This is a genomic window from Streptomyces sp. NPDC048142, assembly GCF_043202835.1.
Taxonomy (GTDB): domain Bacteria; phylum Actinomycetota; class Actinomycetes; order Streptomycetales; family Streptomycetaceae; genus Streptomyces.
On the sequence record NZ_JBIDBC010000020.1, the window covers coordinates 52,524 to 76,273 of the forward strand.

27 protein-coding genes are annotated in these 23,750 nt (G+C 72.6%); 14 read left to right on the forward strand and 13 right to left on the reverse strand.

Features of this window, described 5'->3' with window-relative positions:
* Positions 1-9: 9 nt before the first annotated feature.
* Positions 10-954 (reverse strand): ScbA/BarX family gamma-butyrolactone biosynthesis protein, encoded by a 945-nt coding sequence (locus tag ACGF2Y_RS23640; RefSeq protein ID WP_392950794.1) that lies wholly within the window; start codon positions 952-954, stop codon positions 10-12.
* A gap of 153 nt (positions 955-1,107) precedes the next feature.
* Here ACGF2Y_RS23640 and ACGF2Y_RS23645 point away from each other — a divergent pair, with 153 nt between their 5' ends.
* Positions 1,108-1,746: a ScbR family autoregulator-binding transcription factor gene (locus ACGF2Y_RS23645; RefSeq protein ID WP_392950797.1), complete on the forward strand. Its 639-nt coding sequence runs from the start codon at positions 1,108-1,110 to the stop codon at positions 1,744-1,746.
* A 39-nt stretch (positions 1,747-1,785) separates the two neighbouring features.
* Here the strand turns inward: ACGF2Y_RS23645 and ACGF2Y_RS23650 are convergent, their stop codons facing one another.
* Entirely contained in the window at positions 1,786-2,751 is a 966-nt protein-coding gene (locus ACGF2Y_RS23650; protein ID WP_392950800.1) for a GlxA family transcriptional regulator, read from the reverse strand.
* 87 nt (positions 2,752-2,838) lie between these two features.
* Here ACGF2Y_RS23650 and ACGF2Y_RS23655 point away from each other — a divergent pair, with 87 nt between their 5' ends.
* Positions 2,839-3,771 (forward strand): NADP-dependent oxidoreductase, encoded by a 933-nt coding sequence (locus ACGF2Y_RS23655; protein WP_392951015.1) that lies wholly within the window; start codon positions 2,839-2,841, stop codon positions 3,769-3,771.
* Between the two features lie 80 nt (positions 3,772-3,851).
* Here ACGF2Y_RS23655 and ACGF2Y_RS23660 read toward each other — a convergent pair whose 3' ends face one another.
* Positions 3,852-4,463: a LysE/ArgO family amino acid transporter gene (locus ACGF2Y_RS23660; protein WP_392950803.1), complete on the reverse strand. Its 612-nt coding sequence runs from the start codon at positions 4,461-4,463 to the stop codon at positions 3,852-3,854.
* A gap of 67 nt (positions 4,464-4,530) precedes the next feature.
* On the opposite strand from ACGF2Y_RS23660, the gene ACGF2Y_RS23665 reads away from it, so the two are divergent.
* Positions 4,531-5,487 (forward strand): LysR family transcriptional regulator ArgP, encoded by a 957-nt coding sequence (locus ACGF2Y_RS23665; protein ID WP_392950805.1) that lies wholly within the window; start codon positions 4,531-4,533, stop codon positions 5,485-5,487.
* 413 nt (positions 5,488-5,900) lie between these two features.
* The gene (locus ACGF2Y_RS23670; protein WP_392950808.1) at positions 5,901-6,761 is read left to right on the forward strand and encodes an endo alpha-1,4 polygalactosaminidase; all 861 of its coding nucleotides are present in this window, start codon (positions 5,901-5,903) and stop codon (positions 6,759-6,761) included.
* A gap of 5 nt (positions 6,762-6,766) precedes the next feature.
* On the opposite strand, the gene ACGF2Y_RS23675 is transcribed toward ACGF2Y_RS23670, so the two are convergent.
* A complete protein-coding gene (locus ACGF2Y_RS23675) occupies positions 6,767-7,564 on the reverse strand; it encodes a VOC family protein (protein ID WP_392950810.1) in 798 nt (265 codons plus the stop codon).
* Between the two features lie 277 nt (positions 7,565-7,841).
* On the opposite strand from ACGF2Y_RS23675, the gene ACGF2Y_RS23680 reads away from it, so the two are divergent.
* A complete protein-coding gene (locus ACGF2Y_RS23680) occupies positions 7,842-8,453 on the forward strand; it encodes a DinB family protein (RefSeq protein WP_392950813.1) in 612 nt (203 codons plus the stop codon).
* Positions 8,454-8,562: 109 nt separating this feature from the next.
* On the opposite strand, the gene ACGF2Y_RS23685 is transcribed toward ACGF2Y_RS23680, so the two are convergent.
* The 5 genes from ACGF2Y_RS23685 to ACGF2Y_RS23705 all read right to left on the reverse strand — a co-directional run bounded on the left by ACGF2Y_RS23685 (position 8,563) and on the right by ACGF2Y_RS23705 (position 11,674).
* Positions 8,563-9,228 (reverse strand): lysophospholipid acyltransferase family protein, encoded by a 666-nt coding sequence (locus tag ACGF2Y_RS23685; RefSeq protein WP_392950816.1) that lies wholly within the window; start codon positions 9,226-9,228, stop codon positions 8,563-8,565.
* Between the two features lie 458 nt (positions 9,229-9,686).
* Positions 9,687-9,848, reverse strand: a complete 162-nt coding sequence (locus ACGF2Y_RS23690) for a hypothetical protein (RefSeq protein WP_392950819.1) — start codon at positions 9,846-9,848, stop codon at positions 9,687-9,689.
* 172 nt (positions 9,849-10,020) lie between these two features.
* A complete protein-coding gene (locus tag ACGF2Y_RS23695; protein WP_392950821.1) occupies positions 10,021-10,560 on the reverse strand; it encodes a DUF6630 family protein in 540 nt (179 codons plus the stop codon).
* Between the two features lie 146 nt (positions 10,561-10,706).
* Positions 10,707-10,910 (reverse strand): hypothetical protein, encoded by a 204-nt coding sequence (locus ACGF2Y_RS23700; protein WP_392951018.1) that lies wholly within the window; start codon positions 10,908-10,910, stop codon positions 10,707-10,709.
* 2 nt (positions 10,911-10,912) lie between these two features.
* Positions 10,913-11,674, reverse strand: a complete 762-nt coding sequence (locus tag ACGF2Y_RS23705; RefSeq protein WP_392950824.1) for an alpha/beta fold hydrolase — start codon at positions 11,672-11,674, stop codon at positions 10,913-10,915.
* 192 nt (positions 11,675-11,866) lie between these two features.
* Between ACGF2Y_RS23705 and ACGF2Y_RS23710 the strand changes: the two genes are divergently transcribed.
* A complete protein-coding gene (locus ACGF2Y_RS23710) occupies positions 11,867-12,841 on the forward strand; it encodes an LLM class flavin-dependent oxidoreductase (protein WP_392950826.1) in 975 nt (324 codons plus the stop codon).
* Here the strand turns inward: ACGF2Y_RS23710 and ACGF2Y_RS23715 are convergent.
* Entirely contained in the window at positions 12,838-13,023 is a 186-nt protein-coding gene (locus tag ACGF2Y_RS23715; protein WP_392950827.1) for a hypothetical protein, read from the reverse strand. The genes ACGF2Y_RS23710 and ACGF2Y_RS23715 overlap by 4 nt on opposite strands.
* A gap of 119 nt (positions 13,024-13,142) precedes the next feature.
* Between ACGF2Y_RS23715 and ACGF2Y_RS23720 the strand changes: the two genes are divergently transcribed.
* Together ACGF2Y_RS23720 and ACGF2Y_RS23725 are read left to right on the forward strand one after the other, a co-directional pair.
* A complete protein-coding gene (locus ACGF2Y_RS23720) occupies positions 13,143-15,176 on the forward strand; it encodes an ATP-binding protein (protein ID WP_392950830.1) in 2,034 nt (677 codons plus the stop codon).
* 235 nt (positions 15,177-15,411) lie between these two features.
* Complete coding sequence (locus ACGF2Y_RS23725) at positions 15,412-15,915, forward strand: GNAT family N-acetyltransferase (RefSeq protein ID WP_392951021.1); 504 nt, start codon at positions 15,412-15,414, stop codon at positions 15,913-15,915.
* A 441-nt stretch (positions 15,916-16,356) separates the two neighbouring features.
* On the opposite strand, the gene ACGF2Y_RS23730 is transcribed toward ACGF2Y_RS23725, so the two are convergent.
* On the reverse strand, positions 16,357-17,142 hold the full coding sequence (locus tag ACGF2Y_RS23730; protein WP_392950832.1) for a PepSY domain-containing protein: 786 nt from the start codon (positions 17,140-17,142) through the stop codon (positions 16,357-16,359).
* A 199-nt stretch (positions 17,143-17,341) separates the two neighbouring features.
* Here ACGF2Y_RS23730 and ACGF2Y_RS23735 point away from each other — a divergent pair, with 199 nt between their 5' ends.
* The 6 genes from ACGF2Y_RS23735 to ACGF2Y_RS23760 all read left to right on the forward strand — a co-directional run bounded on the left by ACGF2Y_RS23735 (position 17,342) and on the right by ACGF2Y_RS23760 (position 22,522).
* Positions 17,342-17,590, forward strand: a complete 249-nt coding sequence (locus tag ACGF2Y_RS23735; RefSeq protein WP_392951023.1) for a DUF6296 family protein — start codon at positions 17,342-17,344, stop codon at positions 17,588-17,590.
* Positions 17,591-17,797: 207 nt separating this feature from the next.
* Entirely contained in the window at positions 17,798-18,559 is a 762-nt protein-coding gene (locus tag ACGF2Y_RS23740) for a DeoR/GlpR family DNA-binding transcription regulator (protein ID WP_392951026.1), read from the forward strand.
* The gene (pfkB, locus tag ACGF2Y_RS23745) at positions 18,556-19,503 is read left to right on the forward strand and encodes a 1-phosphofructokinase (RefSeq protein WP_392950834.1); all 948 of its coding nucleotides are present in this window, start codon (positions 18,556-18,558) and stop codon (positions 19,501-19,503) included. The genes ACGF2Y_RS23740 and pfkB overlap by 4 nt, the downstream gene beginning before the upstream one ends.
* A gap of 132 nt (positions 19,504-19,635) precedes the next feature.
* Positions 19,636-21,681, forward strand: coding sequence for a fructose-specific PTS transporter subunit EIIC (locus ACGF2Y_RS23750; protein WP_392950837.1), 2,046 nt, complete (start codon positions 19,636-19,638; stop codon positions 21,679-21,681).
* 63 nt (positions 21,682-21,744) lie between these two features.
* Positions 21,745-22,014 (forward strand): HPr family phosphocarrier protein, encoded by a 270-nt coding sequence (locus ACGF2Y_RS23755; RefSeq protein ID WP_392950838.1) that lies wholly within the window; start codon positions 21,745-21,747, stop codon positions 22,012-22,014.
* Between the two features lie 61 nt (positions 22,015-22,075).
* Positions 22,076-22,522 carry a protein-tyrosine phosphatase family protein gene (locus tag ACGF2Y_RS23760; protein ID WP_392950841.1) on the forward strand — a complete coding sequence of 149 codons (447 nt, stop codon included), beginning with the start codon at positions 22,076-22,078 and terminating at the stop codon, positions 22,520-22,522.
* Positions 22,523-22,567: 45 nt separating this feature from the next.
* Here the strand turns inward: ACGF2Y_RS23760 and lepB are convergent, their stop codons facing one another.
* Complete coding sequence (gene lepB / locus ACGF2Y_RS23765; protein WP_392950844.1) at positions 22,568-23,272, reverse strand: signal peptidase I; 705 nt, start codon at positions 23,270-23,272, stop codon at positions 22,568-22,570.
* A gap of 93 nt (positions 23,273-23,365) precedes the next feature.
* Complete coding sequence (locus ACGF2Y_RS23770) at positions 23,366-23,656, reverse strand: hypothetical protein (protein ID WP_392950846.1); 291 nt, start codon at positions 23,654-23,656, stop codon at positions 23,366-23,368.
* Between the last annotated feature and the right edge of the window lie 94 nt (positions 23,657-23,750).

The window sequence follows — 23,750 nt, forward strand, 5'->3', positions numbered from 1 at the left end:
ACCAACCTCTCAGTTGTCGGCCCGCGGGCCGGACAGGACCGTGGAGAACACCAGTTCATCGTCCTGATGACCGGTCACCTGGACCTTCACCGCGGCCTCGGCCGTCCCCGGCAGGACCGCCGCCCCGATCCAGCACGGGCTGCCGAACTCGGCGTACCGGTGGAACCGGGTGCTCGCCTCCGCCGGAACGAATCCGCCGGGCCCCGCCGACAGGCAGGCCGCCTGACGCGCCGCCTCCAGCAGCAGCATGCCCGGAACATGGTCGTTGGGGCGCTGGAACAACGTCGGATGCCGGGTGTCGACGCGCAGTTCCCACAGCCCGTCCCGGCCGGTCTCCGACAGGACCACGTCCTCGTCCCTGCGCCGGCCCGCCCGGACGGCGGAGACCGGTGCCGCATCCGGTATCGATATCCCCTCGGCGGGGGCGCTGCCGCGCATCCGCCGGTACACCTTGGGGTTCGTGAATCGGGTCGCGCCCGACCCCGTCGCCGCCAACTCCCCTTCGCGGTGCACCGCCCAGCCCACGCGCCCCTGCACGGGCAGTCCGCTGCGCCACTTCAGGTCGGAGCAGAACACCTCCACGTCGACCTCGGTGGGGGCGCCGCCGACACCCAGGTGGTCCTGGTGGCACACGTAGTCCAGGTCCGCCATCAGGAAGTGGTGACCCAGCGGAACGCCGAACCCGGCGTGGAAGGAGAGCATGGCCGCCTGCCGCATCGCTTCGGCGACCAGCAGCGGGTCGTGCCGGTCGTCGCCCACCGGGGCGAAGAACGGATGATCGTGCGGCAGAGTCGCCGCCACCGAGAACCGATCGTGCGACAGGCGCACCCAGTTGCGCGGAAAGGCGTCCTCCGGCCTGGTCCGGTGCACCATGTCGATCCCCACGGGATGCACCACCTCGACCTCCGCATCCATGGCCGGCGCCGGATCGATCAAGACTGCTGCTTCGGGCATAACTCCCCCCAGGGTCATGTGATGGCGAGCCGTTCCTGCGATGCACGTCCGCTGATAAGATACAGACTAAGCGGTTTTTTTTCTATCCTCGGCAGGACCGTCCCCCACACCGTCCCAGCCGTTTCCCGGGCCCCGCCCAGCAAAGGAGACAGGATGGCCAAGCAGGACCGGGCGATCCGCACCCGCCGGACAATCCTGATGGCAGCGGCGCAGGCCTTCGAGAAATACGGCTACCAAGCCGCCACGATCACCGAAATACTCAAAAGCTCCGGCGTCACCAAAGGCGCTCTCTACTTCCATTTCCCGTCCAAGGAGGATCTCGCACTGGGTGTTCTCGATGCCCAGGAGCCGCCCCAGACCGTTCCGGACCAGGCTCTCAAACTCCAGGAACTCATCGACCTGGGCATGCTGTTCAGCCACCGTCTGCAGACCAGCCTCCTCGCCCGCGCGGGCGTTCGCCTCTCCATGGACCAGCAGGCCCAGGGCCTCGACCGCAGCGGTCCCTTCCTCCGCTGGCAGGAAGCCACCCATCACCTCCTCGCCCAAGCCAAACACAACGGCGAACTGCTCCCCCACGTCAACCCCACCGAGACGGCGGACCTGTACGTGGCCGCCTTCGCGGGCACCCAGGCGGTCTCCCAGACTCTCACCAACTACCGGGACCTGCAGCGCCGTCACATCACGCTGCAGCAGCACATACTCCCCAGCATCGCCACGCCCTCCATACTCACCGCCCTCGATCTGACGCCGGAGCGCGCCGTACGCCTCAGCCTCCTCGATCCCGTCGGCTGAACCGGCGAGGGGGGCAGCACAGGTGCCGCCGCCCTCGTCCTAAGGGCGCCCGGACGCCAGGACGGCGCCACGGAACGTACGCCGGTAGGCCAGCGGCGTCACCCCGATGGCGGCGTGCAGGTGCTGGCGCAGCGACGCCCCGGTGGCGAAGCCGACCTGGCCGGCGATCTCGTCCACGGCCAGATCCGTGGACTCCAGGAGGTGCCGGGCCCGGTCGACCCGTTGCTGGACGATCCATCGGCCGGGACTGGTGCCGACCTCCTCGTTGAAGCGGCGGGCGAAGGTGCGCAGGCTCATCCGGGCGTGGTCGGCGAGGCTCGCCAGGCTCAGCGGTTCATGGAGGTTCCGCAGTGCCCAGTCGCGGGTCGCGGCCGTGCTGTTCGCCGCCGGACCGGGCACCGGCTGCTCGATGTACTGGGCCTGTCCCCCGTCGCGCCACGGCGGCACGACGCAGAGCCGGGCGACGCGGTTGGCGACCTCGCTGCCGTGGTCCTCGCGGACGAGGTGCAGGCAGACGTCGACGCCGGACGCGGCGCCGGCGGAGGTCAGCACGTCCCCGTCGTCGACGAAGAGGACGTTCGGGTCCAGCCGCACCCGGGGGAACCAGGAACGGAAGAGCTCCGCGAGCGCCCAGTGCGTGGTGGCCCGCCGGTCGTCCAGCAGGCCCGCGGCCGCCAGGACGAAGGCGCCGGTGCAGATGGACACGATGCGGGTGCCGGGACGTACGGCCGCGAGCGCCGCGACGACGTCCGCGGGCGCCTCCCGGGTGAGGAGGGAGGTGTCGAAGGGCGGAATGACGAGCGTGTCCGCCGTCGCCGTCGCTTCCGGGCCGTGTTCGACGGTGATCGAGAAGTCGGAGTTGGTACGCACCGGCCGGCCGTCGACCGTGCAGGTCGTGACGGAGTAGCGGCCGTCCGCCGCACCGAGGACCCGGCTCGGGATGCCGAGCTCGAACGGATACACCCCGTCCAGGGCGAGAACGACGACCCGGTGCACGTTTCCCATGGCACGATCCTGTCGAAAGATGGCAATCATGCCATGGTACGCCGGGCGAGCACCCGCGACGCTGGACGCATGACGAAGAACGAGAGCATGCGCGCCATCAGCCAGAGCGTCCACGGAGGCCCCGATGTACTGGAGGAGGTCCGGCTTCCCCGGCCCGTACCGGGACCGAGTCGGATCGTGGTCGCGGTCCGCGCGGCCGGCATGAATCCGACGGACTGGAAGCACCGGGCCCAGGGCCTGTTCCTCGACCGGCTTCCGCTCGTCCTGGGCTGGGACGTCTCCGGGGTGGTGGAGTCGGTGGGCTTCGGGGTGACCCTTTTCAAGCCGGGCGACGAGGTGTTCGGCATGCTGCCCTATCCCTACGGCGTGGGCGCCCACGCCGAGTTCGCGGTCGGTCCGGCCCGCGCCTTCGCCCACAAGCCCGAGGGCATCGACCACGTCCAGGCCGGCGCCCTCCCGCTGGCCGCGCTCACCGCCCGCCAGGCCCTCGTCGACACGGCGGACGTGCGCCCCGGGCAGCGGGTCCTGATCCACGCGGCCGCCGGCGGGGTCGGCCACCTGGCCGTCCAGATCGCCAAGTCGCTGGGGGCGTACGTCATCGGCACCGCGAGCGCCGCCAAGCACGACTTCGTACGGGGGCTCGGCGCGGACGAGGTCATCGACTACCGGACGGTGGACTTCGGGGACGTGGTGAGCGATGTCGACATGGTGCTCGACCCGCTCGCGGGCGCGACGCGGGCGCGCTCGCTCGATGTCCTGCGCCGGGGCGGCACCCTCGTGTCGCTGCTGCCGGGCACCGACCCCGGGGAGGCAGCGAAGGCCGCGGAGCGGGCGATCCGGGTGGAGAACCTGCTGGTCGAGGCCGATCACGCGGGCATGAAGGCCATCGCCGACCTGGTCCGGGCCGGGCAGCTGCGCGCCCATGTCGAGGCGGCCTTCCCGTTGGCCGAGGCGGCGAAGGCACACGCGCTCGGCGAGACGGACCGGACCACCGGCAAGCTCGTCCTCGTGCTGCCGTAGGCCGCCCGGCGCCCCCGGCCCCTCCCGCGTACGGAACTGGCGCCGCGCGTTGATCCGCGTACGGAACTGGCGCCGGGCGTTCAGGCGTCCAGCGCCAGTTTCGTGCCGAGGCCGAGCATCATCGTGGCGACCAGACCGTCCAGCACCCGCCACGCGGAGGGCCGCGCGAGGACCCCGCTCAGCAGCCGGGCGCCGTACCCGAGCGCGGCGAACCAGCACACGCTGGCGAGGATCGCGCCGAAGCCGAAGGTCCAGCGCAACGGTCCTCGTTCGGCTGCGACGGACCCGAGCAGGAACACGGTGTCGAGGTACACGTGCGGGTTGAGCCAGGTCATCGCCAGGCAGGTCAGCACGACACCCCGACGGGACGCGGCCGGGGCGTCCCCCGTGAGCAGCGCCGACGGGCGCAGGACCCGGCGCGCGGCGAGCAGCCCGTAGCCGATCAGGAACAGGCCGCCGAGCAGCCCCACCGCCGTCAGCGCCGACGGCCAGGCCACGACGATCGCGCCGACCCCGGCGACCCCCAGCGCGATGAGCACCGCGTCGGACAGGGCACAGATCCCGACCACCGCGAGCACGCCGTCGCGACGGACGCCCTGGCGCAGCACAAGGGCGTTCTGGGCGCCGATGGCGACGATGAGGGAGAGGCCGGTGCCGAATCCGGCGGCGGCGGTGGTCAGGGCGTTCGTCATGCGGCCGACGCTACGGAGCAGGCGAACCCGATGTCCAGCTAAGGATTCTTACGTATCATTAGCTGTCATGATGTCCGAGCTTCCTCTTGACCAGGTGCGGACGCTGCTGGCCGTGGTCGACGAAGGCACGTTCGACGCGGCGGCGAGCGTCCTGCGGCTGACGCCGTCGGCGGTCAGTCAGCGCGTGAAGGCGCTGGAGCAGCGCACGGGCCGGGTGTTGCTGATGCGCACGAAGCCGGTGCGTCCCACCGAGTCCGGTGAGGTGGTGGTGCGCTTCGCCCGCCAGCTGGCCCGGCTGGAGCGCGATGCGCGGGCGGCGCTCGGGATGTCCGGGCCGGACGAGCCGACGCCTCTGTCGATCGCGGTGAACTCCGACTCCCTGGCGACCTGGTTCCTGCCGGCCCTGCGGCGGGTGCCGGAGGAGCTGGGCCTCTGCTACGAGCTGCGCCGGGAGGACCAGGACCATACGGCCGCCCTGCTGCGGGAGGGTCTGGTGATGGCGGCGGTGACCTCGTCGCCGGAGGCGGTGGCGGGCTGCTCGGTGCGCGGGCTGGGCCGGATGCGGTATCTGCCGGTGGCCAGTCCCGGCTTCGCCGACCGATGGCTGGGGCGGCGGGCGGGCACCGCGTTGCGGGAGCTGATCGGCGACGCCCCGGTGATCGGCTTCGACCGGCGCGACGATCTTCAGGACGCCTTCCTGCGCCGGCTCGGCCCCGGACGCCGGGCGAGCGCCCGGCGTCATCTGGTGCCCACGTCGGAGGGGTTCGTGAGCGCCGTGGCGGCGGGCATGGGCTGGGGCATGGTGCCCGACGTCCAGGCGGAGCCGTTGCTGAGCGACGGCCGGCTGGTGCTGCTCACCCCGGACGACGCCCCGGACCGGGCCATCGACGTTCCGCTGTACTGGCAGCAGTGGAAGCTGGACTCACCGGCCCTGGCGACCGTGGCCGAGGCCGTGGCGGCGGGGGCCTCCGAGGCGCTCGACGACGGAAGGCCGCTCCGCCCGGCTCGCCGCACCAACGGGTGATTGACACCCCGTCCACCGAGGTCGGGTTCACCGGACTTTACAGAGAGAGGCGGACGGACACGGACTCTGACGGGCAGTCACGCCCCGGGCTCCGGCAACGGTCGGGCCTCGGCGGTGGATTGGCAGGCGAGGGATGAGGTGGCCCGACCCCGTACTCGGCCAGGTGGACACCAGGTGCTGCCGGCCCCGGTCCTTCGTGAGCGCCCGAAGCTGCCTGTCCTGGCCGGCGATCCGTACCGAAGACCGGGCGCGGCGGCACCCCGCCTACGACGGCAACTCCCACCGTCCGGGCCCGCCCCGGCGGCGGCGCGGAGTTCGCCCTGCGGCGAGGAACCGACGCTCACGATGGGCTCATGGCCAGGGCCGTCCATGATGTGGGGGCAGGTTCCGAAGCCCACCCACGGGAGTCACGTATGCCCCAGCACGCCGTCCCTCCGTTCCTCCGCCGCGCAAGCACGCTCGCCGGTCTGGCCGGCGGGGTCGCGGTCGCGACGGGAGCGGGCCTGCTCCTGTCCCACTCCTTCGCCACGGGATCCACGGCCGAGGCCACGCCCCAGGTCGTGCCGCCAGAGGCGAACGTGAGCTTCGACTACCAGATCGGCGGAGCGTACACCCCGCCCGCCGGGGTCGGGGCCGTCTCCCGCGACCGTGGCGACCAGCCGGCCGAGGGCCTGTACAACGTCTGTTACGTCAACGCCTTCCAGGCGCAGCCCGACGCACTGGACTGGTGGCAGAAGAACCACCCCGATCTGCTGCTGCGCGACGGCGACGGCGACCCTGTCGACGACGAGGCCTGGGGCGAGGCCCTCCTCGACACCTCGACCGCGGGCAAGCGCACTCGACTGGCGAAGATCGTCGGGGGCTGGGTCGACGGCTGCGCGAAGTCCGGATTCCAGGCGGTGGAGCCGGACAACCTCGACTCCTTCGAGCGTTCCGACGGCCTGCTGACCCCGGCGCACAACGCGGCCTTCGCGAAGCTCCTGGCCGACCGTGCGCACACCGCCGGGCTGGCGATCGGCCAGAAGAACACCACCGGTCTGCTGGAACAGCGGGGGAAGATCGGGTTCGACTTCGCCGTCACCGAGGAGTGCGGCCGGTACGACGAGTGCGCCGACTACGCCTCCGCGTACGGCGACAGGGTGTTCGTCGTCGAGTACACCGACCGCGATTTCACGAAGGCGTGTTCGTCCGTGGGGGCGAAGGTCTCGGTGGTGCGCCGGGACCACGACGTCCGGCCCGCCGGAGAGCCCGGGTACGTGTTCGACACCTGCTGAAGCCCTCAGGAGGTGTCCGGCGGGTGGGCGCAGACCGTGAAGATCCCACCGTCGGGGTCGCTGATCACCACTTCGGTTCCGTCGGCGGGCGAGTCCATCGGCGGGCCGGCCGTTCCGCCCGCCGCACGGGCCGCCGCGGTGACCGCTTCGAGGTCCGCGACCTGGAAGCGGACGTGCCAGCGCGGGCGCAGCCGGGGGTCGAGGGCCGACGCGTCCCCGCCTCCGCGCAGGGTGGCCACGGTACGGCCGCCCTGCCGTACGACGACCGCGTCCTGCTGGTACGCGTAGCCGACCTCGCAGCCGCCGGGTTCCTCGGAGGCCCAGCCGAACACCTCGGCGTAGAAGATCGCGGAGTCGAAGGCGTGGCTGGTGCGCAGTTCGAGGGAGGCCGGCACATTGTCACGGCCGAACGACCAGGGCGGGGTCCGGCCTTCCCAGAAGCCGAATCCGGCCCCTTCGCGGTCGGCGGCCACGACTCCCCGGCCGGGGCCCAGCCGGATCGGGCCGACGGCGATGGTGCCGCCCCGTTCACGGACCCGGGATGCGACGGCGTCGGCGTCCACGACGGCGAAGTACGGGGTCCAGGAGACGGCCGTGGGCAGACCGGGGGCGGTCTGTCCGATCCCGGCGACGGGCAGGGCGCCGACGTGCGCGACGGAGAAGCCCTCGCCGAGGGCGCCCGAGCGGAAGGTCCACCCGAGAACGGCTCCGTAGAAGTCCTGGGCGGCCCGCAGGTCCCCGGTCATGAGGCTGACCCAGCACGGAATCCCGTGCACCGGGGTGCTCTGCTCTGCCGCGGTCATCGGGATCCGTCTCCTCGTCCCCGGTGGTGAGCCGCCGGATGCCGACGGCGGCCCGGCGGGTGGGCCTGATGGTCACCGGCCGTTCGCAGGCCGGTACGCTCCGCGGCGTCACGCGTCCTGTGGAGCGGCACGCCTCCATACCTACGCCGCCGGGGGCGCCCCCGCCACCCGGGCCGCACCCCGCAACGGGTGCGGGGACGGGCGTGGGTCGCTCGCCCCGGGCGCCCGTCCCAGAACGCGGCCCGTGCGTGTCAGTGCCCGGTGACAGACTGTCCGCATGACCACTTCGCAGCCGAAGGCTCACCTCCAGCACTATCTGCAGTCCGCTCGTGACGCCCTGCTGTGGAAGCTCGACGGGCTCTCGGAGTACGACATCCGCCGCCCCCTGACACCGACCGGCACGAACCTCCTCGGGTTGGTCAAGCACGCCGCCGGGGTGGAGCTGGGCTATTTCGGCGAGACGTTCCGGCGGCCGTTCGGTGAGGCGCCGCCCGCCTACGAGGACGACGCCGAGGCGAACCAGGACATGTGGGCGACCCCCGACGAGTCGCGGGAGGACGTCCTCGCCCTCTACCGCCGGGTCGCAGAGCACGCGGACGCCACGATCGCCGAGCTGCCCCTCGACGCGGTCGGGCAGGTCCGGTGGTGGCCCGGCGAGCGGGGGCGGGTGACGCTGCACCAGATCCTGATCCATGTGATCTCCGACCTCCAGCGGCATGCCGGGCACGCCGACATCGTCCGGGAGCTCATCGACGGGACGGTCGGGCTGCGGTCCGGCACCGACAACATGCCGCCGGGCGACCGCGCCTGGTGGGGGGACTACCGGCAGCGCCTGGAGCAGGCGGCGCGGGAGGTCGGAGAGGTCGGAGAGGTGGGGGCGCAGGGGTAGCCGCGACAGCGGCCGGGCGCGCCGGGGAGGTTCGGGGGGCGGGGGAGGCGGCGTGCGGGGCGCGGAGAGCGCCGGGCCGGGGCCGCTCCCCCCGGGTCGTGCCGCCTGTTCAGCGTCCGGTGAGCGCCGCGGGTTCGCCGAGGTGGTGCGCGGCGGTGCGCCAGGCGGCGGTGACGGCTTCGCGGGCCGTGGCGGTCGCCGCCTCGACCTCCGCCGGGAGGCACAGCGGGGCACCGACGTGAACGTGGAGCCGGGGGCGGCGGGCCGGAGCGGTGAGAAGCCCCGAGATCTGCTTGACGCACGGGCCCGATGTCACCCGGCGGGCGCCCGCCTGGCCGAGTGGCACGACGGGTGCCCCGGACACGTACGCGAGGCGGGCGAGGCCGCTGCGGAAGCTCTCCGGCGGGGCCTCCGCCGCGTCCGTACGGCACGGCAGCCGCCCCTCGCCGTAGATGAGCAGATGGCGGCCGCCCCTGAGCGCGCCGGCCGCCGCGTCGAGGGCGTCCGCCGCCCGATGGGTGTTGCGGTGCACGGGCACATGGCCGCCGCGCTCCAGGAGGCGGCCGAGGACCGGGATGCGCCACAGGCCCGCGGTGGCCATGACGACGGGTTCGACGCCGAGGCGCAGCAGTGCGGCGAGGACGATGCCCGGGTCGGCCAGGGAGGTGTGGTTGGCGACGATGATGCTGCCGGCGGCCGGGTCCGTGGCGTGGTCGGAGGTGACCGTGAGGCGTCCGAGCGAGGGGACGACGGCGGCGGCGATGCGACTGAGCACGGTTCTCCCGGGGTCCGACGGGCGTGGCCGTCCTGGTGGACGGCAGGTGCGGGTCGGGCCCGCCTTCCTCGGCTTCGCCCGCCACATCCTCATCGTCGTGGCGGCCGGGGCGCGGGGCCTGAGTGCGGGTACTCAGACCCCCTGGGTCGATCGCCTCTGCGTCGGGGCTCAGCCGGGGTACCGGCTCCTCGGGCGGTGAGCCGGTTCACCTGCCGTGGTCCGTTCGCCGGAGCACGGCCGCCGGGGCGTTCACGACGGGGCCGGGGGCCGCGGTGGTATCGGGCGCGACGATCGGACGCCCGGCTTACCGCGGCCTCACCCGCTTCCGCCTGCGACGGTTCTTCAGCAGGCCATCGCGTCGCGAACGCAAGAACATGGCAATAGTTGCGGTATGTTTATCATCCTGTGATGAGCGGGTCCGCCCCGAGGCGTCCGCGACCGGGGTTTGCGGCTCGCCCCTAGCGGGCTGCGGCGGCCGTCCCGACGGCGCCGAAGTCGATGGCGCGGTCGGCCTCGCGCAGGACTTCCTCGGCCACCCGGCGTACTTCGGCGGGCACATCGCCCTGCTCCTCGATGAGGCCGGCGTAGATCGGTGCTTCGGTGCTGTCTGCGGAACTCATACGGATTTTCCCCGTCGGTCTGGTGCGAAAAGCCCCGGCCGGTCGGCGGAGGCGGGGGCGAGTGTACGTGGTGGGCGGCGGTGGGGCGATTCCTTATCCGGGGCCGGGACCACCGCGCAGCTGCTGGAACGGCGGCCCGCCCGACCTCCGGCGGCTGCGGGCGACGGCTCCGTCACCGCTCGCGGCGGCCCGCGCCGAGGTGCTGCACGGGAAAGCCGGCGCGGGCGGCGAGCGCGGTCAGCCCGTCGGCACGGGCCGCCCGCAGGCCCACCACCGGATAGCAGTCGGACTCGATGTCGAGGACGGCCAGCGCCGCGCCGGTCTCGCGGTAGCGGCGGCCGCAGGCGTGCAGGAACTCCTCGGTCGGCAAGAGCATCTCCTCGGCCTCGAAGAGCACCCATGGATCGACGGAGGGCCGTGACTCCAGCTTCCGCAGCTGGGACCGGATCTCCTGCGCGTCCTCCTTCCAGTCGAACTCCGCGAGCAGACCGTGCGCGTCGAGCGCGTCGATGAGCGCGATCCAGGCCAGGTTGTCCACCGGCTCGTCGATGCCCCGGTACGCCAGGCGGCCCCCGAAGGCGTTCACGTAGTCGTGCGGGGCGTCGTGGGCGCGCAGCACCTCACCGGCCACGGTGGGGTGCGCCGGGGCCAGCAGTGAGGCGATCCCGGCCAGGGACGTGCGGACCGAGTCGGCGTCGTGCGGGTCGGACATCTCGTGCTCTCTCCTCCTGCGGCCGGGAGTGCCGGCGTACGGGGTTGCGGGGTGGGTGGCGGTGGTGGAGCGGAAAGGCTGAGCGCGGGGTGGAGCGAAAAGGCTGAGGACGGGCGGAAGGGGTGGGCCCATGGGCTGGGCGCCGCCTACGGCCGTCGCCGCCGGGCCGCGGGCAGGGGCCGGTGGCCCTCGGTCCACTCGTTGACCCAGCCACAGCCCGAACAGGCGTACCGGCCGTCCAGGCCCGCGATCAGGGTGCCGCACCGCGCGCATCCGATGTAGGTGATCTCCGGGTGCTCCGTGTCCGCTCCGTCCTGGGACCGCCGTTCAGGGCCGGGTGGGTTCGGCATCGTCACGCCTCCGATCCTGTGACGTCCGTTGCTGTGACATCCAGTCCGGTGACATCCAGTCCGGTGGCGTCCAGCAGGATCCGGGCGAGCTCGCGCGGCTGCGAGAACATCGGCCAGTGACCGGTGTCCATGGTCACCAGCCGCCACCGCTCGCTCGTCAGCAGCTCGGCCACCTCACGGCTCGGCTCGGGCCAGTCGAGCAGGCACTTGACGTACGTCGTGGGCAGCAGGCCCAGGGGACGGGTCAGGACGGCGGGCTCGGTGAGGGTGGCGCCGGGGTGAGGTGTCGAGCCGCCGACGAGCCGGGCGATCTGGTCCTCGGTGAGGCCCTGGTCCGCGCAGTCGGCGGCGGTCGGCGGCGGCCAGAAGCCCCCGTTGGCGGCGATGGCGGCCTCCACGGCGGCCCGGCCGTCGGGCCAGCCGGAGACGAAGGACTCACCGTCGGCCGGGACGTTGGAATCGACGAACACGACGCGAGCGAGCCGGTCGCCGATCCGCTCGGCCGCCTGCCCCACCGGGATGCCGGCGTAGCTGTGCCCGACCAGCACCACGTCGCGCAGGTCGAGGCGCTCGACCTCCCCGACGATGTCCTGGACGTGCGTCTGCTGCCCCACCGCCCCTCCCTGCTTCTCGGCGAGGCCCGAGGCGAGGCCCGACAGAGTCAGCGGGTGAACCCCGTGACCGGCCGCGCGCAGGCCGGGCTCCACGTCGCGCCATGCCCACGAGCCGAGCCAGGCCCCTGCCACGAGTACGAAATGCGTCATGCCAGCAACGTAGTGCAGGGGTCTGACACTGATACCCGTAGCGGGTTTTGGCAGTTGTGGCTCAGGATCTGGCTGACGTCCTGCTGGGCTGCCCTGCGGCCCTGCGGCTGTTCCGCTATTTCGCCGGACACGGAACGGGGCGGCGGGATCCGTGATCGACGTCGCCCGGCCGCCGACCGAAGGAGAACATCTGTGCGTTCCCCCGCCACCGACCGGACCGTGGGCGTCCTGCTGCCGCGCGACCTGCCCGCCGACCGGATCCTGCCGTACGCGCACCGGGCCGAGGAGCTCGGATTTGACGCGGTGTGGGTGGTCGAGGACCTCGGCTTCCGCGGCGGGATCGCCCAGGCGGCCGCCGTGCTGGCCTCCACCGACCGTGTCCGGGTCGGCATCGGTCTCCTGCCCGCCGGGGCCCGCAACGTGGCGTTCGCCGCGATGGAGGTCGCGACCCTGGCGCAGCTGTTCCCGGGCCGGGTCGTCGTCGCCGTGGGGCACTGCATGCCCCACTGGATGCGCAGCGTCGGCCAGTGGCCCAAGAGCCCGCTCACCTTCCTGCGCGAGTACGTCGACGCCCTGCGGGCCCTGCTGCGCGGCGAACTCACGCAACGGCACGGGCAGTACGTGCACCTCGACGGCGTGAAGCTCGACCCCAGCGCACTGCCCGGCATCGTGCCCGACATCCTGGCAGGCGTCCGGGGTCCCAAGTCCCTGGCCGTGTCCGGCGAGGTGGCCGACGGGACGGTCCTCGCGGAGCCGGTCACGCCCGAGTACGTTCGGGCGGCGCTGGGGCACATCGCCGCCGGCCGCCCCCACCGCGTTGTCGCCTACAACATCGCGTCCGTCGACGCCGATCGGCGCACCGCGCTGGCCGCCGCCCGCCCGGGGCTGGAGTGGATCGGCGAGCCCGACTGGCATGCGCACATCGCCCCGCTCCCGTTCGCCGGCGAGCTGGTCGAGCTGCGGGCCGGGTGCGTGAGCCGTGAGGAGTTCGTCCGGCGCATGCCCGACGCCTGGGTCGCGCGACTCGCCGTCGCCGGCACCCCGGAGGAGGCCCGTGCCCGCCTCGGCGGACTACGGACGGCGGGCGTCACCGACACCGTCCTCGCGCCGGTCGGCCCCGACCCGGTGAAGGCCCTTGAGTCGCTGGCCACCGTCCTCGGCGCCTAAGACACCACTGACACCACAGAAACCATAGACACGACAGACACCGCAGACACCTGAAGCACCACCGGCACCACCGGCACCACCGGCACCACCGGCACCACCGGCACCACCGGCACCACCGGCACCACCGGCACCACCGGCACCGACCACACTGCCAGCACCGGATGCGTCAGGGCATAGGTCACGGCATCGCCTTTCGATCCATGCCACTTGCCGATCGAACAGGAGGCATTGTCAGCCGTTTCTGACTGCTTTTCGCTATGAACGGAGGCCGCAGGCCACGGCGAGGCAGGATGTCCCCGTGATGGGCAACCTCCCCGTCGTAACGACCAGCTTCGTCGGCCGCGGCAGCGAACTGGTCAGCGTCGAACGGGCACTTCGAGATCATCGGCTGGTCACGCTCACCGGCCCCGGCGGGGTCGGCAAGAGCCGGCTGGCCCTGCGTACCGCCGAGCGTGCCCGGGGCCGCTACGCCGACGGCGTCTGGTGGGCCGACCTTTCCCATCTGCACGACGAGCACCTGCTCGCCACGACCGTCTGCGACGGCGTCGGGCTCCTGGACCACAGCCCCCGCCGGCCGGTGGCCGCGCTCGGTGAGTGGCTGTCCGAACGGCGTCTGCTCCTCGTTCTCGACTGCTGCGAGCGGCTCGTCGGCCCCTGCGGGCAGCTCGTCGCCGAACTGCTCGCCGCGGCCCCGGGGCTGACGGTTCTGGCCACCAGCAGGGAGCCGCTGGGCGCTGCGGACGAGGGGTGCGTCGAGGTGCCGCCGCTGTCCGCGGGCGACGACGGTGACGAGGCCGTCCGGCTCTTCCACGAGCGTGCGGCCGCCGTCGCCCCGGGCCTCTCGCTCGACGCCCCCGGGAGCGCGGCCGCCGTCGCCGAGATCTGCCGTCGGCTCGACGGCATACCGCTCGCCGTCGAACTGGCCTGCGCCCAGCTCCGCGAGAGCAGCCCGCAGGAGATGACCGGGCGGCTGGCCTCCCGGATGGAGAACCTCACCGACGACACCCTCTGGCCCCGCCGCCACCGTGCCCTGCGCACCACGATCGGCTGGAGCCACGAGCTCTGCGCACCGCTGGAGCGGCTGCTGTGGGCGCGGCTCTCCGTCTTCCGCGGCGACATCACGATTCCGGACGCGGAGGCGGTGTGCGCGGGCGGGCCGCTGGACACCGGGGCCGTCGCCCCCGCCCTGGAACGCCTGGCCGACCAGTCCGTGCTCCGGCGGACCGGGGACGGCTACCGGATGCTGGACACGCTGCGCGAGTACGGGGCGATGTGGCTGGCCGAGCTGGCGGAGGACGCGCTCCTCGCGGACCGGCACGCCCGGCACTTCGCCCATGTCGCCGTCCAGGCGTACGCGGGCTGGCTGGGGCCGTCGCAGGTCCTCTGGTACCACCGGATCGCCGACACCCACGCGGACCTGTGCGCGGCCCTGGACCACCTGTTGGCCGAGGACCCGGAGATGGCGATGGAGATGGCCGGGTGCGTCGGCCTCTTCTGGAGCTGCTGCGGCCATCTGCACCAGGCGCGTACGTATCTGCAACGGGTCCTCGCCCTGCCGCTCTCGGCCGGGCCGCACCGCACCCGGGCGCTCTGGGCCCTGGGCATCACGCTGACCCTGCAGGGCGATCACGAGGCGGCCCGCCGAACCGGCGAGGAGTGCAGACAGGCGGCCCGCCGCGACGAGGACCCCGAGGCCATGCTCCTGGCGGCCCACTCCATGAGCTTCACGTATCTGATGATGGGCCGGCCGCTCACCGCGCACTCCGTCAGCGACCGCGCGCTGCGCCACCACCCCGGCCCCCCCTCCGACGCACCCTCGCAGCTGCGCTGCCGGGTGATACGCCTGTTCGCCCTGTCCGCGCTCGGCCGGCTGGACGAGGCGTACGAGGAGGCCATGCGGCTCCAGCGGATCAGTCTGCGCTTCGGCGAGCACTGGGCACGGGCCTACGCCGATCACCAACTGGCCCTCATTCACCTGCTCCAGGGGCGGCCCCGGCACGCCGAGAGCCACGCGCGCGCGATGCTCGCGAGCAAGCACGAGCTCCATGACAGCCTCGGCATAGCGCTCGGCCTCGATCTGCTCGCCGGAGCCATCGCGGCCCAGGGGAACGGGGTGGCCGCGGCCCGTGCCTCCGGTACCGGACACACGTACTGGCGCATGATCGGCCACCCGCACCGGGGCACCCCGGAACTCGGGGCGATCCGGGAGCAGTGGGAGCTCCGGGCCAGGCAGGCAGCGGGCGACTCGGCGTACGAGCGGGCCTACCGGCGCGCCTCGGCCGACGACGCCGAACGCGGCCTGGCCCACGCGCTGGAGCGTGGGCATCCCGGATAGCCGGAGCCGCGGGCCACTGCTCCGCCACCCGGTCGCCGGACACCTCGACGGGACGGCCCCAAGGGCTGTCCCGCAATCCCTGGCGGGCGCACGACGACAGCTACGGCACCTCGCCGCGTTGTCGGAACGCCCGAATACATCCAGTATGCGGACGTCCCTCCGCCTTGCGATGCACCGCATCCGACGCCGCGCGCTGATCCACCAGGGATGACGGGGCAGCCCTTAGCATCCCGGTATTCCATCCATCAGCCGACTCCGTCCCGGCCATGCCGAGGCTCTGCTCGCCTTCGAGCGGGAGAACCGGGCCTACTTCGCCGCGTCCGTTCCCGACCGGGGCGACGACTTCTTCGCCGCGTTCGCCGAACGCCACCGCACGCTGCTCGCCGAGCAGGACGCGGGGCTGCACCACTTCCATCTCATCGAGGACGACGACGGCGGCATCCTCGGCCGGATCAACCTCGTCCGGATCCACGACGGTTCGGCCGAGCTGGGCTACCGGATAGCGGAGAAGGCCGCGGGGCGGGGGCTGGCGACCTGGGCGGTCCAGCAGGTCTGCGTTCTGGCAGTCCAGGAGTACGGGCTCAGCGCGCTGCGCGCGGAGACGACGCTGGACAACACGGGTTCCCGCGCGGTGCTGGCGCGTACGGGGTTCGAGCCGCTGGAGGACGTCATGTTCGGCGACCGACCCGGGCGGCGGTACGTCCTGGATCTGAGCGGGGGCGCTCCCCGGGCCCGCTGACCGGCCCCCGGTAAGACGACCGGGGCACGGCCCGTCGGCGGTGTGACGGTGATCGGCCGGATGGTCCGCCTCAGGGGCGGGTCCCGTCCGGCCGCCCAACGCCGGGCCCGCGGGTGCTGACCGTACCGCCCTCGGGCCGACACCCACCGCCTTCGTCAGGCCCCGTGGTCTTCATCAGGCCCCGTGCCCGCACGTTCCGTCCGAGCACGGCGCTCGGCGCCTCGGGCGTGTGCGCGTCGGGCGGCATCGTCTCTCCACACCCCGGGATCCGGGGGCCTTCGTACGCGGCTACGCCGGGGGCCGGGCCTCGGCCCCGCGGTCCGCCGGAAGCCGGGCGACGCGTACCAGGACACGTTCCAGCCAGGGCGCGTACGGGAAAGCGTGAAGGGGTACGCCGGGTGTCCGGCGTACCCCTTCGCGCGTCAGCCAGGGCGGCGGCGGTCAGTCGTTGTCGGTCTCCTCGCGGAGGATGGTGTCGTTCTTGGCGTCCACGTCGAAGATCGTCCTCTTCCAGTCGGAGCCGACCACGTCGACCTGCCAGATGACGTCGTTGCCCTCATCACCCTCGTTGTCTTCGAGGCTGACGGAGGTGACCGTCCCCTTCTTCTTCTCGGTGGCGACCTTGGCCGCCTGCTGCGGGGTCTGGGTGGCCTGGGCGAGCCGGTCGGCAGTCTGCTCCTTGTCGTCCGCGTCCTGGTCCGCGTCGACACGGGCCTCGATCACCTTGCCGTCGACCGCGTTGATGCGGATGGTGTGGATCGTGCCGTCCCTCTCCGCCACCTCCGCGACCCAGACCGGACCATCGGCACCAGGGCTCGCGGTACCGGTGGGACTGGCCGTACCGGTAGGACTGGCCGTGCCTGTCGGGCTCCCGGTCGCGGTCGGGCTGGGGCTCTCGTCGCCGTCGTCGTCCACACCCTCCAGGTCGATGTCGACCAGCTTGCTCCCGACCACCTCGCCGGTGGCCGTGGTGGCCGCGTCGTCGAAGGTGACCTTGGTGGCGTCGAGTACCTCCTTGCGCTCCTGCTGGTCCTCGGTCAGCTCGGTGCCCGGCGAGGGCGACGTCGTCTGCTGCTGCGGGAGGACCTTCGCGGCCTCGGAGGTGGCCGCGCTCGTCGCGCTGTCCGAGCTCTGACCGCATCCGGTCATCAGGACGGCCGTGGCGGCGGCCATGCCGAGGGTGCCGACCGCCCTGAGGGTGCGGGAACGGGAAGAGGCACTGTTCATTCGTCGAGGCTCAAGTCTCATACACGCATGCCTAGCCCTCCGGACCGTCGGTCATGTTGTCCTGCCGGGCGGAGTCACCCGATCGACCGGGCGGGTCCGCCCGTTGGCCGTCGCTCCCCGGGCGGCGGGCGCCGGTGTGCGAAACAATGGCGGCAGGGCCGTCTTCTCCGCGCCCGGCCGGGAGGCCGTCATGGATCACATGGTGCACACCGAGCGTTACGAACTCATCTTCCAGATGTCCGGCGCCGAGGACGACGTGGTCTGCGTCCGGCTGACCGACCGGCTGGGGGCGGGCGGATTCCCGGTGTACGAGGACGAGACAGGGATCGTGCGCGCCGAGATCAGCGACCGGGGCGAGGTCCGCATGCTCGCCAGCGGCGGCCATCAGGTCCCGGGTGCTCCCGTGCTGGCCCGGCCTCTGAGCGCGGACGCACCCGCAACGCCGTAACCGGACCCGGAACGCAGCGACCGGACCCGCCGGGCGGGGAGCACCGTACACCGGTGCGCCCCGCCCGGCTGTGCGCGCGTGGGTCCGCCGATGAGGCCCCCTTCCGTTCATGCCCACTCTTCGCCCGATTGTGTTTACATTCCCGCACCTCGGACATAACCTGAGCGCGAAACAACAGACTCGGGCATGAAACGGAAGCGAAGCCACATGTACGCACCGGAGCGCCAGCAGGAGATCCTCCGCCTCGCCCAGGAGAGCGGCCGGGTCGACGTGCTGTCCCTGGCCGAGGAGTTCCAGGTGACGGCCGAGACCGTCCGGCGCGATCTCAAGGCCCTGGACCGCGCGGGGCTGCTGCGCCGGGTGCACGGTGGGGCGATCCCGGTCGGGCGGCTCGACTTCGAGCCCGACCTCGCCGAGCGCGACGCCCTGGCCGCCGACGAGAAGGACCGCATCGCGCAGGCCGCCCTCGCCAAGCTGCCCGCCGACGGCAATGTGATCGTCGACGCCGGGACCACGACCGCGCGGCTCGCCGCCGCCGTACCGGTCGACGCGACGCTGACCGTGGTGACGCACGCGCTGCCGGTGGCCGCCCGTCTCGCCGACCACCCCGGTATCGCGCTGCACCTGGTGGGCGGCCGGGTCCGGCACCGTACCCGCGCGGCGGTCGACGCCTGGGCGCTGGGTTCGTACGCCGAGATCAACGCCGACGTGGTCTTCCTCGCCACCAACGGCTTCTGCCCCGACAGCGGACTGACCACCCCCGACCTCGCCGAGGCCGCGGTGAAGCGGGCCGTGATCAAGGCGGCCCGCCGGGTCGTGCTGCTCGCCGACTCCGGCAAGTTCGGGCAGGAGCACTTCGCCCGCTTCGGCGATCTCACCGATGTGGACCTGCTCATCACCGACACGGGCCTCAGCCCCGACGACGCCCGCTCCATCGAGAGCCGGGGCACGGAAGTAGTACGCGCATGATCCTCACTGTCACCCCCAACCCCAGCCTGGACCGGACCTACGAGCTGCCCGGACTGACCCGCGGCACCGTGCTGCGCGCCACGGCGGACCGCGTCGACCCGGGCGGCAAGGGCGTCAACGTCTCCCGCGCGGTCGCGGCGGCCGGACACCGGACCGTCGCCGTCGCCCCGATGGGCGGCCCGGAGGGCGCCCTGCTCGCCCGGCTGCTCGGCGATCTCGGCATCGAGGCCGCCGGCGTGCCGATCGCCGGGAACACCAGGATCAACGTCACTCTCGTCGAACCCGACGGCACCCTCACCAAGGTCAACGCGGCGGGTCCCGAGCTGAGTCCGGCCGAGGCGGAGGACGTCCTCGAAGCGGTACGGGTCCGCTCGTCGGCCGCCGACTGGATCGCCTGCTGCGGGAGCCTGCCGCGCGGGCTGCCGCCGCAGTGGTACGCGGAACTGGTCGAGCGGAGCCACCGGGCCGGTGCGCGGATCGCGCTCGACACCTCCGGAGCGGCGCTGACCGCAGCCCTGGACCGGGGACCCGACGTGATCAAGCCCAATGCCCAGGAGCTCGCGGAGGCCGTCGGCCGGCCGCTCGGCACGGTGGGCGACGCGCTGAAGGCCGCGGAGGAGCTGCGCGAGCGCGGCGCCCGGTCGGTGCTGGCGAGCCTGGGCGCCGACGGGCAGCTGCTGGTCGAGGCGTCGGGCGCGTATTTCGCCACCGCCCCGGTGGCCGCCGTTCGCAGCAATGTCGGCGCCGGGGACGCCTCTCTGGCCGGTTTTCTGGCGGCGGGCGGGCAGGGCCCGGAGGCGCTCACCTCGGCCGTCGCCCACGGTGCCGCGGCCGTGCAGCTGGCCGGAAGCCTCATGCCCACCCCGGCCGACCTCGATCTGCCGTCGGTCGTGACGACCTCCGACGTGCCGCTGGACCGCGCGCTCACGGAGCCCGTCCCATGACCCCCGCACCACCCCCGGAACCGCCCCGACTCTCCCGACTCCCGCAACTCCCGTACGGACCCCACCCGTACGAGCCCGCCGCCCCGTCCCCCCGAGCCGCCGCACGGCGGTCCCCGAGCAAGGAGCACCGCGATGAGTGAGCTGATCACCGCGGAACTGGTCGACCTCGATCTGTCCGCCGCAACGAAGGACGCCGCCGCGAGGTCGCTCGCCGAGCGGATGGTGGCCGCGCATCGCGTCACCGATCTCGACGGGTTCCTGGCCGACGTCGCCGCCCGCGAGGCGCAGATGCCGACCGGCCTCGACGGCGGCATCGGCATTCCGCACTGCCGCAGCGAGCATGTGAGCGCCCCCACGCTGGCCTTCGGGCGCAGCGCGGCGGGCATCGACTTCGGGGCGGCCGACGGTCCGGCCGATCTGGTCTTCCTCATCGCTGCCCCCGCCGGGGCCGACGACGACCACCTCACCATCCTCTCGGGCCTGGCCCGCAGGCTGATGGACCCGGAGTTCACCGCCGCCCTGCGCGCCGGAACGGACCCGCGGGCGGTGGCCGCGCTGATCCGGGGCGAGGAGCCGGCGGAGAAGCAAGCGGAGAAGCAAGCGGAGAAGCCGGTGGAAGAGCCCGCCCGGGAGCAGCGGGCAGATACGGATGGGGAAACCGCCGAAGCGGCCGAAAGCGCCCCCTTCCGGATCGTCGCCGTCACCTCCTGTCCCACCGGCATCGCCCACACCTACATGGCGGCCGAGTCCCTGACCGCCGCCGGCCGCGCCGAAGGCGTCGAGGTGACGGTGGAGACGCAGGGCTCGGCCGGCTTCGAGAAGCTGGACCCCGCCGTCGTCGCGGCGGCGGACGCCGTGATCTGGGCGCACGACGTGGAGGTCCGGGAGAAGGCCCGCTTCCGGGGCAAGCCGCTGGTCGACGTCGGAGTGAAGGCGGGCATCAACCGGCCCGCCGAACTGATCGCCGAGGCCCGCCGCAAGGCGGAACGCGGGGAGATCGCCGCCGCGCCCGGGGCCGACGCAGCCGCCGGCTCCGGCGACGAAGACGCGTCCGGCGCCGATCACGGACACTTCGGCGTCCGGCTCCGTACGTATCTGATGTCCGGCGTGAGCTACATGGTGCCGTTCGTCGCGGCGGGCGGCCTGCTGATCGCCCTGTCGTTCGCCATCGGCGGCTACGAGACAGCGGGCGCCACGTCGGTGGCCGAACACTTCGTCTGGGGCGAGGCGGACAGCTGGGCCGCGCTCCTCAACCAGATCGGCTCGGCGGCCTTCGCGTTCCTGGTGCCGGTGCTGGCCGGGTACATCGCGTACGGGATGGCTGACCGGCCGGCGCTGGTGCCCGGCTTCGTCGGCGGTGCCATCGCGCTCACGGTGAACGCGGGGTTCCTCGGAGGTCTGGCCGCCGGTCTGCTGGCCGGTGCGGTGGTGATGGCCATCCAGCGGATCCCGGTCCACACGACTCTGCGCGGCATCATGCCGGTCCTGGTGATCCCCTTGTTCGCGTCGGCGGTCGTGGGCTTCCTGATGTTCATCGTGGTGGGCAAGCCCATCGCCTCGCTGCAGAGCGCGCTCACGGACTGGCTGAACGGCCTGTCGGGCTCCAACGCGGTGATCCTCGGCGTCGTCCTCGGGCTGATGATGTGCTTCGACATGGGCGGCCCGCTGAACAAGGTGGCGTACGCCTTCGCGGTCGGCGGTCTCGCCGACCCGACCGACGGCAGCCTCAAGGTGATGGCCGCGGTCATGGCGGCAGGGATGGTGCCGCCGCTGGCGATGGCGCTGGCCACCACCGTACGCAGGAAGCTGTTCACCAAGACCGAGCGGGAGAACGGCCGGGCGGCCTGGGTGCTGGGCGCCTCGTTCATCACCGAGGGCGCGATCCCGTTCGCCGCCGCCGATCCGCTGCGGGTCATCCCGTCGGTGATGGCGGGCGGCGCGGTCACCGGCGCCCTGTCGATGGCCTTCGGCGCGACCCTGCGCGCTCCGCACGGCGGTGCCTTCGTCGTCCCGCTGATCGGCGAGCCGTTCCTCTACCTGCTCGCCATCGCCGCCGGAACGCTGGTGGCGACCGCGCTCGTCGTCCTGCTCAAGGGCGCACGCCGGACGGTGCCGGACCCGGCCGGGGACGTGGGGGCCACGGGCTCCGGCGACCCCCGGGTAACGGTCGCCGCCTGAACAACCGCACACACGTCTCTCCCGCACGTCCGTCCCTTTCCCACCCTTCCCCAGGAGTGATCCATGCACCAGCAGACCGTCGTCGTAGCCTCCCGCAGCGGGCTGCACGCCCGGCCGGCGTCGCTGTTCGTCAAGGCCGCAGCCCGTCAGCCGGTCAAGGTGACCATCGCCCGCGAGGGCCGCGACCCGGTCGATGCCCGCAGCATGCTCGGGGTGCTGGCCCTGGCTGCCCCGCACGGGGAGACCGTGGTGCTCAGCGCCGAGGGCGACGGGGCGCGGGCGGCGGTCGAGGAACTGGCGGAGCTGCTCGCGCAGGATCTCGACGCCGTCTGATCTCCGGCTCTCCGCTCCGGTACGTACTGCCGGCGGCTGCCGGGTCGTTAGGTTGGGACACGTGACCGAGACGTGGAGCACCGACGACCCGGCTGTCCTGGCCCTTCCCTCCGGACGGCTGGTACGCGGCCGGGGTCTGCGCAGGCCCTTGCCCGCAGGCCCCGAACCGGATTTCGCCGTCCACCTCCTGGGGCGCACCCCGCCCCCGGTCGCCTGGGAGTCACGGTGGTTGCGGTGGCCGGACTTCCGGCTTCCGGCGGACCGGGCGGCGGCGCGGGACCTGCTCCATGAGGTGTGGGACCGGGCCGCCGGGAGCCGGGTCGAGGTGGCCTGCGGCGGTGGAATGGGCCGCACCGGGACGGCGCTGGCCTGCCTGGCCGTCCTGGACGGAGTCCCCGCAGGCGAGGCGGTGGCGTTCGTGCGCGCCGGCTACCACCCGCGGGCGGTGGAGACGCCCTGGCAGCGCCGCTACGTACGGAACTTCGCGCCGCGCCAGGGCGCCCCTTAGGACCTGGCCTCAGCACGTGTCGGGCACGCTCTTGTCGGACCTGCTTCAGGACTTCTCGGGCACGCTCTTGAAGGTGTCCGGTACCGGCAGGGTGCTCCAGCGGCCGATCGGCCAGGCGATGACGACGGCCCGGCCGACGACCTCGTCGACGGGGACCATCCCCTGGTTCGGGTCGTCCTGGTGGTAGCGGGAGTCCGCGGAGGCCTGGCGGTGGTCCCCCATCACCCAGACCTTGCCGTCGGGCACGGTGACCTTGAACCGGCCGCCGTCCTCGTCGTTGCTGCAGGGGGTGTTGCCGGGGAAGACGTACGGCTCGTCCAGGGCGGTGCCGTTGACCTTCACCGGCCCGTCGCCCTCGCACTCCACGGTGTCACCTCCGACGCCGATGACCCGCTTGATGAGGTCCTTCTCCTCGGCGGAGGGCATCACGCCGACGAAGCTCAGCACCTTCTGCACGGTGTTCGGCGGGTCCACGGGCACATGGGCGAGCCAGTCCGCCGGATCGTGGAAGACGATCACCTCACCGCGTTCCGGCTCCGACCCGAACCAGGGCGTCAGCTTGTCGACGAGGACCCGGTCGCCCTGCTGGAGGGTGTTCTGCATGGAGTCCGAGGGGATGGAGAAGGCCTGCACCAGGAATGTCTTGATGAGCAGGGCCAGCACCAGCGCGAGGCCGATGAGGAGCGGCAGCTCCACCCAGAACGGCCGGTTCTTGCGCGTCCTCGACCGTCGTGTGCCCGCACGCCCCATTGCACCGCTCCTCGCCCCGTGTACCGCCCGCCCGTCCCTGGGTGAACGGATCCGGTGATCCACTCTATGGGGCGCGGTGAGCGGTGAGGGGCGTCAGGCGGGTTCCGCCCCCACCGGCGGGACGGTCGCTCCCTCGCCGGCGCGGACGGCTTCGACCACGCTCTGGTGGAAGGCGCGGCTCTCCTCCTCGGAGGGGCACGGCACGGGGCTGCCGGTGAGCGTGAACCAGTCGGAGGAGCCGCTGTACTGCACGGCCACCGACGCCTGGCCGTCGGACCAGGTCGTATGCACCGTGAGGTCGCCGCTCAGGATGCCCGCTTCTTCGGTGCGTACTCCGCCGGTTCCGGCGAAGACTCCGCTGGTCGTCCAAGATGCCCAACCCATGACGGTCACCTTTCGGACGATAAAAAGCCTGTCCAGCCGATTTCTTCCGAGTATGGCACTGCCGGTGGGACTGTGCACGGGTGTGCGCGGGCCC

Bases quoted from the DNA above. Each gene is read 5' to 3' on its own strand.
- ACGF2Y_RS23640 (WP_392950794.1), bottom strand. From the start codon at position 954: ATGCCCGAAGCAGCAGTCTTGATCGATCCGGCGCCGGCCATGGATGCG.
- ACGF2Y_RS23645 (WP_392950797.1), top strand. From the start codon at position 1,108: ATGGCCAAGCAGGACCGGGCGATCCGCACCCGCCGGACAATCCTGATG.
- ACGF2Y_RS23650 (WP_392950800.1), bottom strand. From the start codon at position 2,751: ATGGGAAACGTGCACCGGGTCGTCGTTCTCGCCCTGGACGGGGTGTAT.
- ACGF2Y_RS23655 (WP_392951015.1), top strand. From the start codon at position 2,839: ATGCGCGCCATCAGCCAGAGCGTCCACGGAGGCCCCGATGTACTGGAG.
- ACGF2Y_RS23660 (WP_392950803.1), bottom strand. From the start codon at position 4,463: ATGACGAACGCCCTGACCACCGCCGCCGCCGGATTCGGCACCGGCCTC.
- ACGF2Y_RS23665 (WP_392950805.1), top strand. From the start codon at position 4,531: ATGATGTCCGAGCTTCCTCTTGACCAGGTGCGGACGCTGCTGGCCGTG.
- ACGF2Y_RS23670 (WP_392950808.1), top strand. From the start codon at position 5,901: ATGCCCCAGCACGCCGTCCCTCCGTTCCTCCGCCGCGCAAGCACGCTC.
- ACGF2Y_RS23675 (WP_392950810.1), bottom strand. From the start codon at position 7,564: ATGACCGCGGCAGAGCAGAGCACCCCGGTGCACGGGATTCCGTGCTGG.
- ACGF2Y_RS23680 (WP_392950813.1), top strand. From the start codon at position 7,842: ATGACCACTTCGCAGCCGAAGGCTCACCTCCAGCACTATCTGCAGTCC.
- ACGF2Y_RS23690 (WP_392950819.1), bottom strand. From the start codon at position 9,848: ATGAGTTCCGCAGACAGCACCGAAGCACCGATCTACGCCGGCCTCATC.
- ACGF2Y_RS23695 (WP_392950821.1), bottom strand. From the start codon at position 10,560: ATGTCCGACCCGCACGACGCCGACTCGGTCCGCACGTCCCTGGCCGGG.
- ACGF2Y_RS23700 (WP_392951018.1), bottom strand. From the start codon at position 10,910: ATGCCGAACCCACCCGGCCCTGAACGGCGGTCCCAGGACGGAGCGGAC.
- ACGF2Y_RS23705 (WP_392950824.1), bottom strand. From the start codon at position 11,674: ATGACGCATTTCGTACTCGTGGCAGGGGCCTGGCTCGGCTCGTGGGCA.
- ACGF2Y_RS23720 (WP_392950830.1), top strand. From the start codon at position 13,143: ATGGGCAACCTCCCCGTCGTAACGACCAGCTTCGTCGGCCGCGGCAGC.
- ACGF2Y_RS23730 (WP_392950832.1), bottom strand. From the start codon at position 17,142: ATGAACAGTGCCTCTTCCCGTTCCCGCACCCTCAGGGCGGTCGGCACC.
- ACGF2Y_RS23735 (WP_392951023.1), top strand. From the start codon at position 17,342: ATGGTGCACACCGAGCGTTACGAACTCATCTTCCAGATGTCCGGCGCC.
- ACGF2Y_RS23740 (WP_392951026.1), top strand. From the start codon at position 17,798: ATGTACGCACCGGAGCGCCAGCAGGAGATCCTCCGCCTCGCCCAGGAG.
- pfkB (WP_392950834.1), top strand. From the start codon at position 18,556: ATGATCCTCACTGTCACCCCCAACCCCAGCCTGGACCGGACCTACGAG.
- ACGF2Y_RS23750 (WP_392950837.1), top strand. From the start codon at position 19,636: ATGAGTGAGCTGATCACCGCGGAACTGGTCGACCTCGATCTGTCCGCC.
- ACGF2Y_RS23755 (WP_392950838.1), top strand. From the start codon at position 21,745: ATGCACCAGCAGACCGTCGTCGTAGCCTCCCGCAGCGGGCTGCACGCC.
- lepB (WP_392950844.1), bottom strand. From the start codon at position 23,272: ATGGGGCGTGCGGGCACACGACGGTCGAGGACGCGCAAGAACCGGCCG.
- ACGF2Y_RS23770 (WP_392950846.1), bottom strand. From the start codon at position 23,656: ATGGGTTGGGCATCTTGGACGACCAGCGGAGTCTTCGCCGGAACCGGC.